Here is a 15,247-nt window from a genome sequence, read left to right on the forward strand (position 1 = left end):
TGACGCGACAGGTCAGCCCGACGCGCGTGCCGTGTCGGCCCGCTGCCACGATCCCGCACGCAGCCGCACCGTCTCACCCTGGGAATCGTTGAGCACGCCGCCGATCGGGTCGGCGATCCGCACACCCGGTTCGGGATTGCGCACCAGATCGTATTCGGGTCGATAGATCTCGAACACCACCAGCGCGCACAGGCCGAGTACCAGCACTGCACGCACCACGAGGAAGGTGAAGAACCAGCCGGGTGGCAACCATCGGGCGTCGGCGGGCAGGAAGATGCCCATCAACGGAATCCAGGTGAGTGCGTCGACGGTCATCCAGGTCAACAGGATTCGGGCATGGGGTATGGCCAGCACCGCCAACGGGACCAGCCACAGCGAGTACTGCGGACTCCAGACCTTGTTGACCAGAAGGAATCCCGCGACGAGAAGGAACAGCAGTTGCGCCACCCTCGGACGCGTCGGCGCGCGCAATCCCAGGAACGCGACGAACAGGCACACGAGCACGAACAGCGCCAACGAAATCGCGTTGACCAGTGTGGGTGTCGAGCCGCCGCCGGCGCCCCAGTCGTAGCCGCTCACTTCCGTGACGACGCGGTACAGGGAGGTGACGTCGGGGTTGCGATCGGAGTTGAGCCGGAAGAACTCCCACCATCCACGCGGGTAGAGAGCGAGGATCGGCACGTTGACCACAAGCCACGTCGCGACCGCGCACACCGCTGTCACCGCGAACTCGCGCACCTTGCCCGTGCGCAGACACAGCACCAACAGAACCAGCAGCGCCAGCGCCGGATACAGCTTGGCCGCAGTCCCGAGCCCGATGAACACGCCTGCGGCCCACAGGTTCCGGCGCGACCAGAACAGCAGCGCCACAGCCAGACATGCCGTGGCGATCGCATCGAAGTTGGTGAAGATGTGCACGAACACCAACGGCGACAAGGCAACCAGCCACGTCGACCAGATACGTCTGCCCCCGAGTATCGCGGTGGCCCACACCGTGACCAGCCAGAACAGCGCCAGCCCGAATGCGACGACGGTGAAGAAGAGCACCACCTCGAGCGCAGCCGGCACGCCCCAGTTGTCGTGCATCCAGGTCCACGCCTTGGCGACCCGCATCGCGCCGTACATGTAGAGACCGGTGATCACCGGGTACTCCATGAAGCGTTGCTGTTCGCCACCGCCGGCTTTCGACTCGGTCCACGACAGCTTGTAGGGGAAGGCACCGCGATCGAGTCGCTCGGCGCTGTAAAGCGGGACCGTGTCGGTGTAGCACATCGCGATGTACTGACGATGATGGTCCCAGTCCAGCGACAAGCCGTCGGAACCGGAGTGCTGCTGCAGACAACCGGCTTTGGTCGACCAGCCCAACGCCAGTCCCACCAGCGCGAGAGCGAGGATCACACGCAGCGGGGTCAGCCGTGCGCGCCCGACCACCCCGTGGCGTCCCAGTGGCCCGCCGACGAGTTTCGTGGCCGAGCGCACGATCCCGTCCGATCGAGACGGGATGACCAGCTCGGTGTTCTCCCGCAGGTCGGCCGCCGGGGTGGCGGCCCACTCCCACTCGTCTGGATCCCCGGCGGGTCCGGGCGCCCCGCGAGGGTGACGGTTATCCGCCACCACCGGCCCCGGTACCGGTCCGGACACCGTTACCGCTGCGGCCGGCGCCGTCACCCTCGTCGTTGGCGGTGCCGGCACCCCCGCCCGGCACCGCGTTGTTGTTGACGCCGTTGCCCTGTTCGTCGTCCGGCGCCTGCTCGGTCGTCTGTTGTTGCTGACCGCCGCCGGGAAGCGGGATCGTGATGCCCGGTGCGATCGTCAACTCCGGCGGGATGTAACTCGGCAGTGCGGGCTGGGTCTGTTCCTGGGTCTGCGTCGGGGAGGGCGCGGTGCGCTGCTCAGTGGTGCTGGGCGCGTAGGTGGTGGTCGGCTGGTACGTCGTCGGAACACCGGCCTGACCGCCGACCTCGGCCGGTTCGGGGAATTGCATGATCTCCTGGCCCTGCAACGCGTCGTCCATCGCCGACTGCCAGATGTCCGACGGCAGCCCCGAACCGTAGATGATGCTGCCCGAGTAGTTGAGCAGTTTGGCACCGTTGTCGGTGCCCACCCACACGGCCGTGGACAGCTGCGGGGTGTAGCCGACCATCCAGGCGTCCTTGTTGTATCCGGTATCGCCCAGCTGGGTGGTACCGGTCTTGGACGCCGACGGCCGCGACCCGCCGTCGAGAGCGTGGCCGCGCGAATACGCGGCGATCGGCTCCATCGCCGCGGTCAGGTTGTCGGCGACCTTGGCGGGGAACCGGCGCTCACCCTTGTCGGGGGTGCGCTCATAGAGGACGTTGCCGTCGGAGGTCTCCACCTTCTGCACGAAATGCGGCGCGCGGTAGATACCCGAGGCGGCGAATGTGGCGTAGGCCGAGGCCATGTCGATCACCCGGCTGGGGTACTGCCCGAGGACCACACCGCCCTCGACGTTGCCGTCGGCGTTGGTCAGCGTGTGGGCGATGTCGCCGAAACTCTCGGCGACGCCGGCCTGATGGGCGGCGTCGGCCACGGCGCGCGCCTGACCGTCGAGGTCCATCATCAGCCGGTAGTAGACGGTGTTCAGCGACATCTTCAGCGCCACCGCCAGGTTGCAACTCCCGCAGCTCTCACCGTCGGAGTTCTCGATGTCCTGGCCGGTGGAGGTGGTGTAGGGCGCCGAGCTGTAGACCTTCGACAGCGGGATTCCCTGCTCGAGCGCTGCGGCGAGCGCGAAGACCTTGAATGACGAACCGGTCTGCAGACCGGCCTGCGCGTAATCGTAGCCCTGGCCGTCGTTGCCGCCGAAGTAACCACGGACCGCGCCGGTACGCGGGTCGATCGACACCGCGGCGGTACGCAGGTTGTCGGGCTCGCCGTCGAGTTTGCCGTTGGCGTTGTTCACCAGGGCGCGCTGTACCTGCGGGTCGATCGTGGTGGTGATCTTGAGTCCCTCGGTGCGCACCTCCTGCTCGGAGATGTTCAGCGACGACAACTCACTGAGCACCTGACTCTTGATCAAACCTGCGGGGCCCTGGGTGACCCCCACCTCGGTGGGGCTCTGGTTGAGCACCTTCGGGTACTCCATCGTGTCGGCCTGCTGCTGCGTGATCGCGCCGATCTTGACCATGCCGTTGATCACGTAATGCCAGCGGCCCACGGCGGCATCGTGATTGACCGCCGGGTCGTAGTAGGAGGGCGACCGGATGGATGACGCCAGGACCGCCGCCTCAGGGACGGTCAGATCCTTGACGTCCTTGTTGAAGTAGGCCTTGGACGCCGCGGCGATGCCATAGGCTCCGCGCCCGAAGTAGATGGTGTTGAGGTAGGCCTCCATGATCTGGTCTTTCGACCAGGAAGTGGCCATCTTCGTCGACACCGCCAGTTCCTTGAACTTGCGCTGATAGCTCACCTGATCGCCGACCAGGGCGTTCTTCACGTACTGCTGGGTGATGGTGGAGCCGCCGCCGGCGGAATCGTTGCCGGTGAGCTTGCCCAGCACAGCGCGGGCATAGCCGCGGACAGAGAAGCCGGAGTTGGTGCGGAACTCGCGATCCTCGGCGGCGATGACGGCGTTCTGCACACCCTCGGGGATGTCCTTGAGCGCCACGTCGGTGCGGTTGCCCTCGGGCGGGACGATCGTCGCCAGCGTGGCGCCGTTGTCGTAGGTGATGGTGGCGACCTGGTTCTGCTTGATGTCGCCGGGCTTGGGCACCGAGACCGTCATATAGGTGAACAGGAAGGCGACGACGCCGACGATGACCACGATCGGGACGATGCTGCCGATGATCCCGACCGTCCACGCGACGGCCTTGTTTCGGCCCGAGCCTTCTCTCGGCGCGGACCTACGCCCATTGGCTCCGCCGGGACGGTTGCTCACTGATGTCTCTCCGATCGCACTACTCGTTCGGCGCCAACACACGCCGCGGCACAGCAGCCCCAAACCGAGCAAACCGCGCCGACCATCCAAGATAGCGGGCCGAACCGACCACAACGGACTGCTGGTGCCCGAAAGCACACCGATCGTCGAGGTCGTCGCATGTCAGCGCGAGGGTTCGACAGCCTGAATCCGGGTGGGCGGGCCCGGTGCGATCGGCACACAGCGCCGATCACGTGCCCCGCTGCGCGACTGGAGTTTCAGTGCCCCGCTGCGCGGCTCGGTTCTCAGTGCCCCGCTGCGCGGCGGGAGTTTCAGTGCCCCGCTGCGCGGCGGCGGCGTCGGGGTTTGCCGGTCGCCGGCCGGCCGAGTGCATACGACTGGACCAGATGGTTCCAGTGGCAGGTGCGGCAGACCTCCACGGTGTGCACGCTGAATTCCTCGTGGGTGGCTGCGAGCTCGGTGATCTCCTCACCTGAGCGAGCCGAACCCGATATCGCGCCCAGGGAGTCGCCGAACACCCAGGACACCAGCGTGACCTGCTCTTTACGGCAGATCGGGCACACGACATCGCTGCCGCGGCCGTGGAACTTCGCGGCGCGCAGGAGGTAGGGATCTGCATCGCAGACCTCGGCAACCGCCGTGCGACCGGAACGAACGGCCGCGAGCACGGATCGCCGCCGGAGGGCGTAGTCCACGGTTTGTCGCTGCACCCGTCAAGGGTACGTCGGCTCTCGGCGCTGTGGCCGCTACCGGGTGGCGCACACCACGACACCCGGAGGTTCGGCTCTGGACAACTGGCCGATTCCGTGTGTTAGTGTTCAGTCCACCGCAGCGGTTATATCGGCCCGATACATACGCGAGTAGCATCGGCAATACGGGTCACCACGACCTAGCGGTTGGGAACGAACCCGTCGACTACACCGGAGACCACGAGAAAGGGGCCCGCGATGCTCGAACTGGCAATCCTGGGCCTGTTGCTCGAGTCGCCGATGCACGGCTACGAACTGCGCAAACGCCTCACAGGTCTGCTCGGTGCGTTCCGGGCGTTCTCCTATGGATCGCTGTATCCGACGCTTCGCCGGATGCAGGCCGACGGCTTGATCGTCGAAGAGGCCGGCCCGACGGGCACGGTCAAACGCCGCGCACGTCGCGTCTACACCCTCACCCCCAAGGGTGAGGAGCGCTTCGCCGAGCTGGTCGCCGACACCGGGCCGCAGAACTACACCGATGATGGCTTCGGCGTCCACCTGGCCTTCTTCAGCCGCACCCCTGCCGTTGCGCGGATGCGGATCCTCGAGGGCAGGCGGCGTCAGGTCGAAGAGCGTCGCGAAGGACTTCGCGAAGCAGTCGGCCGGTCCACCCGCACAGTCGACCGCTACACGCGGCAGCTCCATCAGCTGAGCCTGGAGACCAGCGAGCGTGAGGTTCGCTGGCTCAACGAGCTCATCGCGGCCGAATCGGCGGATCACGCCGACGACGTCGACTCCACTCCAGCCGGCCCAGGTGAGGCAACCGCCCAAGCCTCGGCCCGCTCATCCGCGTCCGGATCGTCCGGCGACTCACAAGTAACAGAGAAAGTAGAAGGGGAACCCGACCATGGGTGACACAACTGCAAGCACGCCGGTGCGCGTCGCGATTGTCGGCGTCGGCAACTGCGCCTCATCCCTGGTGCAGGGCGTTCAGTACTACTCCGATGCCGACGAGAACCAGACCGTGCCCGGTCTGATGCACGTCAAGTTCGGCCCGTACCACGTCCGCGACGTCGAGTTCGTCGCCGCGTTCGACGTGGACGCCAAGAAGGTCGGCTTCGATCTCTCCGACGCCATCTTCTCCAGCGAGAACAACACCATCAAGTTCGCCGACGTGCCGCCGACCGGCGTCACCGTGCAGCGTGGCCACACCCTCGACGGCCTGGGCAAGTACTACCGCCAGACCATCACCGAGGCTCCCGGCGACGGTGTCGACGTGGTCCAGGCGCTCAAGGACGCGAAGGTCGACGTGCTCGTCTCCTACCTGCCGGTGGGCTCGGATGAGGCCGACAAGTTCTACGCCCAGTGCGCGATCGACGCGAACGTCGCCTTCGTCAACGCACTCCCGGTGTTCATCGCCTCTGACCCCGAGTGGGCCAAGAAGTTCGAGGACGCCGGCGTCCCGATCGTCGGCGACGACATCAAGAGCCAGGTCGGCGCGACCATCACCCACCGCGTGATGGCCAAGCTGTTCGAGGATCGCGGCGTCGCACTCGACCGCACCTACCAGCTCAACGTCGGCGGCAACATGGACTTCAAGAACATGCTCGAGCGTGAACGTCTGGAGTCCAAGAAGGTCTCCAAGACCCAGGCCGTGACCTCCAACCTGACCGGCTCGCTCGCCGGCAAGATCGAGGACAAGAACGTCCACATCGGACCGTCGGACCACGTCGCGTGGCTCGACGACCGCAAGTGGGCCTACGTCCGCCTCGAGGGTCGTGCCTTCGGTGACGTGCCGCTGAACCTCGAGTACAAGCTCGAGGTGTGGGACTCCCCCAACTCGGCCGGCATCATCATCGACGCCGTGCGCGCGGCGAAGATCGCCAAGGACCGCGGCATCGGTGGACCGGTCTACCCGGCCTCGTCGTACCTGATGAAGAGCCCGCCCAAGCAGCTCGCCGATGACGTCGCCCGCACCGAACTCGAAGAGTTCATCAAGGGCTGACGCTCGACGGACTCAGCGAAGTCCAGTAGCAAAAATCGTCCCCGTGACGGACGCCGAGGGAACATTCCCCTCCGCTCCGCTCACGGGGACGATTTTTGCCATCAGGTCGCGGCCCCATAGCGCCGTGGCAGAGTGAGACACGTGCTGTTTCCCTTGCTGACCCCTGACGCACCCGATCAGCCGGCGGCGATCACCGTCGGCGACGATGTGCTCTCGCGCGAGGATCTGGTCGGTGCCGCCACCGCTGCCGCCGAACGCATTCGCGGTGCACACACGCTCGCGGTACTCGCGACGCCCAGTGTGGAGACGATTCTCGCGATCATCGGCGGGTTGAAGGCCGGAGTGACCATCGTGCCGGTGCCGCCGGATTCCGGTGAGCGCGAATTGGCCCACATCCTCAACGACTCCGGTGCGCAGGCGTGGCTGGACCCGGCGCCTGTCACGTCGTCGCTGCCCGCCATCCCGGTTCGACGACACGCACGTTCATGGCATACCCATCCCGAACCGCCCGACGACTCGGTGGCGTTGCTGCTCTACACCTCGGGCACCACCGGCCTGCCCAAGGGCGTTCCGGTGACTCGCCGGGCGATCGCCGCTGGGCTCGACGCACTCGCGCAGGCATGGGACTGGTCGGCGGATGACACACTCGCCCACGGTCTTCCGCTGTTCCACGTACACGGGTTGGTGCTCGGCGTCCTCGGCCCACTTCGTCGCGGCAGCCGAGTGATCCACACCGTGAAGCCGACACCGGACGGTTACGCACGTGCCGCCGACAACGGTGCCACGATGTTCTTCGGCGTGCCCACCGTGTGGACTCGCGTTGCCGCCGATCCCGAAGCCGCACAATCTCTCTCGTCTGCCCGGCTGCTCATCTCGGGCAGCGCTCCACTCCCGGTTCCGGTGTTCGAGCAGATCGCCGAACTGACCGGACATCGGATCGTCGAACGATACGGGATGACCGAAACACTGATCACCATCAGTACGCGGGTCGACGGCGAGCGACGACCCGGATGGGTCGGGCTTCCCCTCGAGGGGGTGCAGACCCGCCTGCGCAGCCCCGAAGTCGATTCCGGTGCAACGGATCTGCCGCACGACGGTGAGACCGTCGGCGATCTGCACATCCGCGGACCGATGGTCGCCTCGGGGTATCTACACCGCCCGGCCGAAACTGCCGAGAGCTGGTTGGACGATGGCTGGTTCGCCACCGGCGACGTCGCGGTGATCGACCCCGACGGCATGCACCGGATCGTCGGACGCGCTTCCACCGATCTGATCAAATGCGGCGGATTCCGCATCGGCGCAGGCGAAATCGAAACCGTACTTCTCGGGCACGGTGCCGTCTCGGAGGTCGCCGTGGTGGGGATTCCCGACGACGATCTCGGCCAGCGCATCGTGGCCTATGTGGTGGGTGATCGGGTACCGGAGACCGAACTCATCGCGCTGGTCGCCGACCAGCTGTCACATCACAAGCGGCCGAGGGAGATTCGCTACGTCGACGCATTGCCCCGCAATGCAATGGGCAAGGTGCAGAAGAAGCAACTGCTCGACTGACCGCCACCCGACCGGACATGGCCAGCCAAGGCTTCTGGCGGCTGTCTGGAACCATCACACCCGCAGCCTCCTGAAGGCGGGGCCCAGTGGCCGTGATCAGCTCGGCCCGACCGGCACGTCGCCGGCCAGGGTGATGCGGTGCATCACGCGGCGGGCGTCGCCGTAATCGCGATTGGCGTAGTGGACGGTGCTGCGGTTGTCCCACAGCACGAGATCGCCCAGCCGCCAGCGGTGTCGCACGATGTGTTCGGGTTTCGTCAGATGGGCGTAGAGCATGTCGAGGATCGCGCGGCTCTCCGCATCGGAGACACCGACGATGTGCGAGGTGAAACCCGGGTTGACGAACAAACCTTTGCGACCGGTCTCGGGATGTACCCGGACCACCGGATGTTCCACCGGCACAAGTGCGGTCACCTGCTCACCGTCCCACTCGTTGCCCTGACCGTTGCGTTTCTGCGCGAGGTAGTAGCCGAATTCGCGGTTACCGTCGTGTACAGCGGTCAGTCCGTCGACCAGTCGCCGGACCGGCTCCGACAACGACTCGTATGCCAATTGCGTGTCGGCCCAATTGGTGTCACCGCCATGCGGAGGGAGCACCAGCGGCCGCAGGATCGACCCGAGCGGTGGTCGCTTCATGAACGTGACGTCGGTATGCCACACGTCGGCGAACCCGTTGTCGGTGCTGTCGAGGGCGTACACCTCACGCGCCACATCACCGGAGTCGTGAACCGGATGCCCTGTCGTGAGGTCGCCCAGTCGCCTGCCGAACTCGATGTGTGCAGCGTCGTCGAGCTGCTGCCCGCGCAGCACCAGGACCTTGTACTCGACCAGCGCCTCGCGCAGAGCCGCCACCTGCGTGTCGGAGGCGGTGGCCACGTCGACGCCGATGACCTCGGCGCCGAACGAGGGTCCGCACTTGTCGATGGTCAGGGAGGCCTCGCCGACACGGGAGAGACCGGGTCCGGGGGTCAGTTCGATGGTCATCAGTTCCTGCTTTCTCTCGCCGGCAGATCTCTCACGGCGACATAGGTGTCGCGTGCGACGTGGCACGGGGGTTCACGGGCAGCAGCGGTGCGCGACGATGCGCAGGAAGCCGACGATCAGTCGTCGGTGTGCGGTCATCGTACGGCCCGCGGGCATGGTGCGATCAGCGACAGGACTGGGTACTCCAGCGCCCGTAATCGAGCGCGAGTCGGCGAGTCAGGCTGATGGACACGCCTTCTTTCGTACCCGCCGCGCCGAGCGGCGACAATCTCAGCGAGATATCTGCTCACGGTGAGTTTTTGTCCCTCTCCGGCCACTCGACCGGCTGTCGGCGATCCTTTCCCCTGGTCGCGCGCGGCCGATACTGTCGATGTCATGCAAGCAACACACTGGGTTGCCAACGGACACAAGGGCCTCCGGGACTTCGCGTTCGAGACCACCGAGGTACGCGAACCGGGCACAGGGCAGGTCACCATCGAGGTGGCCGCAGCCGGCGTCAACCCGGCCGACCTCAAACACAGCATGCGCAAGGACGCGGCACTGCCCGCGCTCATCGGCTACGAGGTCTCGGGAACCATCACGGCCGTCGGACCCGACACCGAGATCGCGTCAGGCCCGGTTGCGGTGGGCGACGACGTGCTGGCGTTTCGCATCTACGGCGGTTATGCCACCGCACTCACCGTCCGGGCGAGCGATGTGTACGCCAAACCGGACACGCTGCCCCATCCGCAGGCGGCGAATCTGCTGCTCGCGGGAACCACCGCTTCAGAGATGCTGCACGTGACTCAGGCCGCCGAGGGCGACACGATCCTGCTGCACGGCGCTTCGGGGGCGGTGGGTGTGATGGTGCTGCAACTGGCGCGCCGCGCCGGCATCACGGTGATCGGGACCGCCTCGAAGGCCAACTTCGAGAAGGTGGAATCCTTCGGCGGCATCCCGGTCGAATACGGACACGGGCTCGAACGTCGCGTGCGCACGGCCGCCCCGGACGGGATCGACGCAGCACTCGACACCGCCGGAACACATGAGGCGGTGAAGGCGTCGCTCGATCTGGTCGACGACCATCGCCGCATCGTCACCATCGCCAACCCGCTGGCCGCCGGCGAGAAGGGGTTCCGCGCGATCGCCGGCTCGTCGCCGGAGAGCACGATCTACCGCAACTCGGTGCGGAATGAGTTGATCGCGCTGGCCGGGACCGGCGATCTCGTGGTGCCCCTGGCCCGGGAGTTCCCGCTGGCAGAGGCGACCGCCGCACTGAAGCTGTCCGAATCCGGGCACCCCGGCGGGAAGATCGCACTGGTGAACTGACACCACTGGCAGACTGAAGATGGTGTGGCGACCGGTGTTGCTCATCAACGTCGTCGGGCCGGCGGCCTATTTCGCGTTCGGGCGCAAACGGGTCACCTGACCGGTCAAGCGGTACTCGCAGTGTGAGCCTGGCCACGGAAGTCGAGGACGGTCACGCTGTCCACGCAGTTCAGCGGGCATTCGGACGCCTCGACGCCGAAAACGCAGCGGCGAGCCTTCAGGCAAACTGGTAGTCACTAACACATAGGGGTCGGTACCAACCTGACTCTGTGTGACTCAAGTTCCCTGTGGTGAGAGGTCTCGATGTCGTCTGCGCTCTTCCGGCTGGGCCGGTTCTCGTTTCGGCACAAGTGGTGGGTGATCGCCACCTGGGTTGTTCTGCTCGTGCTCGCCGCCGGCCTCGTCGGCGCGCTGAAGCCGAAGTTCGCCCAGGATTTCGATCTCCCCGGCACCGACGCCGGAACCGCGACGTCGCAGGTGCAGAAGTACTTCCCCGCGGTCGAGAAGGATCAACGCAACGCCTCGACGAGTGTCCTCGTGGCGGCCAACGACGGACTGCAGTCCCACGGCCAGCAGATCGACTCGCTGATCGCCGACCTGAAGACACTCCCGAAGGTCTCCAACGGCGCCGAGATGGTCAACCCCGTCGTCGCAGCGAAGGCCAACCCCGCGATCGCTCCCACCGTCCTCGGTGACAACGGCCGGGTGGGACTGATCCAGGTCAAACAGAACATCGACATCACCGACCTGAAGACCGCCGACAAAGACAAGCTGACCGACATCCTGAACAAGCATCGGGGCAACGGGCTGCAGGTGGAGGCCACCGGCTCGCTGATGCAGGTCTTCCAGCAGGGTGGCTCCTCGGAGCTGATCGGCTTTGCCGTGGCATTCGTGGTGATGATCATCGCCTTCGGTGCACTCGTCGCGGCATTCATCCCGCTCATCACCGGCATCGTGGGCGTCGCGCTGACGATGATGCTGGTGACGTTGAGCGCGAAGTTCCTGACCATCAACCAGACGGCGACCGCCATCGTCACGATGCTCGGTATCGCCGTGTCGATCGACTACGCGCTGTTCATCGTGTCCCGCTACCGCAGTGAACGAAAGCGTGGTGGTGATCCCGCTGATGCGGCCGGCCGTGCCGTGGGAACGGCAGGTACCGCCGTCGTGTTCGCCGGACTCACCGTCATCATTGCGGTCGTCGCACTGACGGTCATCGGCATCCCGCTGATCACCCAGATGGGCGCGGGAGCCGCGGTGGCCGTGTTCATCGCCGTGATCGGTGCACTGACGTTGATCCCCGCACTACTGGGGGCGTTCGGGCGCTTCGCCTTCACCCCGCGCATCCCGTGGATCCGTCACGCGGAGGAGTCGGAGACCGCCGACTCCAACGGCGTGCGCTTCGGTCGCCTCGTGGTGCGCCGGCCACTGCCGTTCGTGATCGCCGGCCTGGTGATCCTCATCCTCGCCGCGATCCCGATGTCGAAGATCGAACTCGGCTTGTCGATGTCCAGTGCGGACGAGGCTGCCGCAGAGTCGCTCCTGGCGCGTGGATTCGGTGAGGGCATCAACGGTCCGCTGCTGGTCGTGGTGCACGACAAGGACGGCGGCGACGTGACACAGGCCGCCGACCAGGCCGTCGCACAGATCAAGCAGTTGCCCGACGTCGCCAATGCCGGCCGGCTCACCTGGGTCGGAAACGGCACACCGCCGCAGACCAACGTCGGCGCCAACACAGCGCTGATCACGGTGACCCCCAACAGTGCGCCCGCCGACTCGCAGACGCACGACCTGATGGAACGCATCCGCGACATCACGCCGTCGATCGAGAAGACCGGTTCAGAACTGCATGTGGGCGGTCAAACGGCCATCATGTCGGATCTGTCGGCCAAGCTCGACAAGGCGCTGATCCCGTATCTGATCGTGGTGGTGGGCCTGGCGTTCCTGATCATGGTGGCGGTGTTCCGGTCGATCTGGGTGCCGCTGATCGGAACCGTCGGCTTCATCTTCTCGGTGCTCGCGACCTTCGGTGTGACCGTCGCGATCTTCCAGGAGGGCTGGCTGGGCATCATCAGCCATCCGCAGTCGATCCTGTCCTTCCTGCCGATCTTCCTGATCGGCGTGGTGTTCGGCCTCGCGATGGACTACCAGGTGTTCCTGGTGACCCGAATGCGCGAGGAATACGTGCACGGGATGAGCGCCAAGGATGCGATCATCGCCGGCTACCGGCACGGTGCCCGTGTGGTCACCTCGGCGGCGATCATCATGATCAGCGTCTTCGCCGCATTCATGCTGGCCCCCGACACCACCTCGAAGATGCTCGGCTTCGCCATGGCGATCGCGGTCTTCTTCGACGCGTTCATCATCCGCATGACGCTGGTGCCGGCGATCATCTCGATGCTCGGCGACAAGGCATGGGGTCTGCCGAAGTGGCTCGACAAGATCGTGCCGAACCTCGACATCGAGGGCAGCGCGGTACGCAACCGCGGCGTCCCCGACGCCGACGAGCCGACCGGGGAGCCGGTCGGCGCGGGCGCGAGCTGAGTCGGCCCGGAGGCAGACGATGACGGTCGGTAGAACCGACACCGCGTCGGTGCGGCACCACGATCACCCCGCCGCACCGACGGGCCTACGCGAACTGCACAAGGTCCGTACCCGGACGGCGATCCGCGAAGCGGCGATGACCCTGTTCGAATAGCAGGGATATGCCGCCACGACCGTGGAGCACATCGCCCGTGAGGCCGAGGTGTCGCCCACCACCTTCTTCCGGTATTTCCAGACCAAGGAGCAGGTGGTGGCCGGCGACCTCGCCGAGGCGCGTCGCGCGGTGTTCGCCAACATGCCGCCGGGGTTGTCGAGGTTCGGGATCATCCGCGAACTCGTGACACAGCTGTATCGCATCGCTGTGGAGGACGAGTGGATCAGTGATCCGCGGCGGCGGGCACTGATCCGCCGGGAGCCGGTACTGATCGCCGCCCATGCGGCGGCGACCGAACGCGCCATCATCGAGGCACGCGAATTCATCGCCGCCTATCTCGGCGTGAATCCAGATGACTTCGGACTGCGCGTGTTCATCGGGGCCGTCGGCGGGGCGATGTCGACGATCGCCCAGGGTGACGCCGAGAACCCACACGGGGACGGCGGCCTCGACGAACTTCTGCGCGCCGTCGACCTACTCGAGTGCGGGTTGCCGGTCGGGTCGTGACCCTGCCGGCCTCAGTCAGGGAGCATGGGCACCTGCAATCCGTCGTCACGGTGGAGTAGGCGCGCGCGGCGAATCGCCGTGGAGCCGAACCTGTCTCGTAGCTCGTCGACCGTCTCGTCGAGGTGTTCGGTGCGCGGTGGACGTGCGCGCGGCAGCGGGTCATCCGGCGGTTGCGACCGGCGGCGATCCGAATGACGCTGGTCGGGATGGGCCCGTTCGCCGGGGACATCAGCGAACGGCAAGGCCAGCTGCACCGAATCGGCCGGTTCCAGATTCGTCAACGCCACACCGATCAGCGAGCATCCACGATCGGCGAGCATCGGCGTCGCAGCGTCGAGGAGTCCTCGCACCATCGCGAGCACCGCATCTGTGCTGTCGGTGGGCTCGACACGCGTCCGTGATCTGGTCGCGCGGGTGAAGTCGTCAAAGCGCATGCGTACCACCACCGTTCGACACACACGGTCCGCGGCGCGGAGTCGTCGGGTGACCCGTTCGACCAGACCGGTGAGCGCCGCGTCGAGATCGTCGAGGCTGCGGGCGCGCCGCCCGAGCGCGCGCTGGGCCCCGATGGATCGACGCCGCCGGCCGGTCTGCACCTGACGCGGATCGTGCGCGAGTGACAGTGCGTAGAGGTGACGGCCGTGCGCGCGCCCGACCAGTGAGCACAGGTACTTCTCGCCTGCGGTGGCCATGTCACCGACAGTCCCGATCCCGACGTCGCGCAACACCTTCGAGGTGACCGCACCGACACCCCACAGCGCTTCGATCGGGAGCGGGTGGAGAAAGTCGAGTTCGGTACCGGGTGCTACCTCGAGCAAGCCATCTGGTTTCGACGCCGCGCTGGCGACTTTGGCCAGGAACTTCGTCGGCGCGATGCCGACACTGATCGGGAGCCCGACGTCGGTACGTACCCGGTTACGCAACCGAGCGGCAATGTCTTTCGGACTTCCGACCAGCCGCCGGAGCCCGCCGACGTCGAGGAACGCCTCGTCGACCGAGATCGGCTCGACCACCGGGGTGGTGTCCTCGAAGATCTCAAACACCGCTCGTGAGGCCGCGGTGTACGCCTCGAACCTCGGGGGCACCATGATCGCTCCCGGGCACAGCGCCATCGCATCGCGCACACCCATCGGCGTGCGCACCCCGAACGCCTTCGCCTCATACGACGCCGCGAGCACCACACCACCCCCGACGATCACCGGCCGTCCACGCAGCGACGGCTGGTCGCGCTGCTCGACCGAGGCATAGAACGAGTCGAGATCGGCATGCAGGATCGACGCCTCGGCCCGACCCCGCGCAGCAACTCTCGACACGAACATATGTTCGCATACGAGTCCGACAAGTGCCGTCGCAAGGGCCGAACGTAGTCGGAACAGTCGACTGTTGCCGCGTAAAGATTAAATATGATTTACTCTCGCTCGCCCGCAGTTACACTCTTCGCAGGTTTCTCCCAAGGCCATCGCATGCTCACCCCAAGAGAGGGCTAAGTTGCCCAATGCATTACCGGCTCTTCGAACTTGAGCGGGCAATGCCTGGTCAGCGGGCTGGCGTGTCGATGACGTGAGACGCCCCTGGTCTCCGGAAATCTGGATGTTGCGACACATTCC

The 15,247-nt window shown here is 66.1% G+C and carries 13 protein-coding genes and 1 pseudogene; 9 read left to right on the forward strand and 5 right to left on the reverse strand.

The genetic code is table 11. From position 1 onward, the window contains the following. Positions 1-12: 12 nt before the first annotated feature. The 3 genes from IEW22_RS14655 to IEW22_RS14665 form a co-directional block, all read right to left on the reverse strand. A complete protein-coding gene (locus tag IEW22_RS14655) occupies positions 13-1,614 on the reverse strand; it encodes a glycosyltransferase family 87 protein (protein ID WP_188587364.1) in 1,602 nt (533 codons plus the stop codon). Next, positions 1,604-3,745, reverse strand: coding sequence for a transglycosylase domain-containing protein (locus IEW22_RS14660; protein ID WP_229742728.1), 2,142 nt, complete (start codon positions 3,743-3,745; stop codon positions 1,604-1,606). Before IEW22_RS14660 ends, IEW22_RS14655 begins: the two co-directional genes overlap by 11 nt. Positions 3,746-4,209: 464 nt before the next feature. Then, positions 4,210-4,608, reverse strand: a complete 399-nt coding sequence (locus IEW22_RS14665) for a DUF5318 family protein (RefSeq protein ID WP_308421401.1) — start codon at positions 4,606-4,608, stop codon at positions 4,210-4,212. A 237-nt stretch (positions 4,609-4,845) separates the two neighbouring features. Between IEW22_RS14665 and IEW22_RS14670 the strand changes: the two genes are divergently transcribed. From IEW22_RS14670 to IEW22_RS14680, 3 genes are all read left to right on the forward strand, one after another. After that, the gene (locus IEW22_RS14670) at positions 4,846-5,502 is read left to right on the forward strand and encodes a PadR family transcriptional regulator (RefSeq protein WP_188587365.1); all 657 of its coding nucleotides are present in this window, start codon (positions 4,846-4,848) and stop codon (positions 5,500-5,502) included. Then, a complete protein-coding gene (locus IEW22_RS14675; RefSeq protein ID WP_188587366.1) occupies positions 5,495-6,592 on the forward strand; it encodes an inositol-3-phosphate synthase in 1,098 nt (365 codons plus the stop codon). The genes IEW22_RS14670 and IEW22_RS14675 overlap by 8 nt, the downstream gene beginning before the upstream one ends. A gap of 141 nt (positions 6,593-6,733) precedes the next feature. Next, on the forward strand, positions 6,734-8,143 hold the full coding sequence (locus tag IEW22_RS14680; RefSeq protein ID WP_188587367.1) for an acyl-CoA synthetase: 1,410 nt from the start codon (positions 6,734-6,736) through the stop codon (positions 8,141-8,143). Positions 8,144-8,239: 96 nt separating this feature from the next. Here the strand turns inward: IEW22_RS14680 and IEW22_RS14685 are convergent, their stop codons facing one another. After that, positions 8,240-9,127, reverse strand: a complete 888-nt coding sequence (locus tag IEW22_RS14685) for a TauD/TfdA dioxygenase family protein (protein WP_188587368.1) — start codon at positions 9,125-9,127, stop codon at positions 8,240-8,242. A 375-nt stretch (positions 9,128-9,502) separates the two neighbouring features. Between IEW22_RS14685 and IEW22_RS14690 the strand changes: the two genes are divergently transcribed. The 6 genes and pseudogenes from IEW22_RS14690 to IEW22_RS14705 all read left to right on the forward strand — a co-directional run bounded on the left by IEW22_RS14690 (position 9,503) and on the right by IEW22_RS14705 (position 13,640). Continuing rightward, positions 9,503-10,435, forward strand: coding sequence for an NADP-dependent oxidoreductase (locus IEW22_RS14690; RefSeq protein ID WP_188587369.1), 933 nt, complete (start codon positions 9,503-9,505; stop codon positions 10,433-10,435). A gap of 13 nt (positions 10,436-10,448) precedes the next feature. Further along, complete coding sequence (locus IEW22_RS20590) at positions 10,449-10,535, forward strand: PLDc N-terminal domain-containing protein (RefSeq protein WP_373284192.1); 87 nt, start codon at positions 10,449-10,451, stop codon at positions 10,533-10,535. A 203-nt stretch (positions 10,536-10,738) separates the two neighbouring features. Next, on the forward strand, positions 10,739-12,979 hold the full coding sequence (locus tag IEW22_RS14700) for an MMPL family transporter (RefSeq protein WP_188587370.1): 2,241 nt from the start codon (positions 10,739-10,741) through the stop codon (positions 12,977-12,979). A 19-nt stretch (positions 12,980-12,998) separates the two neighbouring features. Beyond that, positions 12,999-13,133: a hypothetical protein gene (locus IEW22_RS20495; RefSeq protein ID WP_308421402.1), complete on the forward strand. Its 135-nt coding sequence runs from the start codon at positions 12,999-13,001 to the stop codon at positions 13,131-13,133. A gap of 12 nt (positions 13,134-13,145) precedes the next feature. Then, a pseudogene (locus tag IEW22_RS20500) lies at positions 13,146-13,220 on the forward strand (TetR family transcriptional regulator); the annotation flags it as partial. Positions 13,221-13,274: 54 nt separating this feature from the next. Continuing rightward, complete coding sequence (locus IEW22_RS14705; RefSeq protein WP_308421403.1) at positions 13,275-13,640, forward strand: acyl-CoA-like ligand-binding transcription factor; 366 nt, start codon at positions 13,275-13,277, stop codon at positions 13,638-13,640. Between the two features lie 11 nt (positions 13,641-13,651). Here the strand turns inward: IEW22_RS14705 and dinB are convergent, their stop codons facing one another. Next, positions 13,652-14,959, reverse strand: a complete 1,308-nt coding sequence (dinB, locus tag IEW22_RS14710) for a DNA polymerase IV (protein WP_188587371.1) — start codon at positions 14,957-14,959, stop codon at positions 13,652-13,654. Positions 14,960-15,247 lie beyond the last annotated feature (288 nt).

This window comes from Gordonia jinhuaensis (genome assembly GCF_014639795.1).
Taxonomy (GTDB): domain Bacteria; phylum Actinomycetota; class Actinomycetes; order Mycobacteriales; family Mycobacteriaceae; genus Gordonia_B; species Gordonia_B jinhuaensis.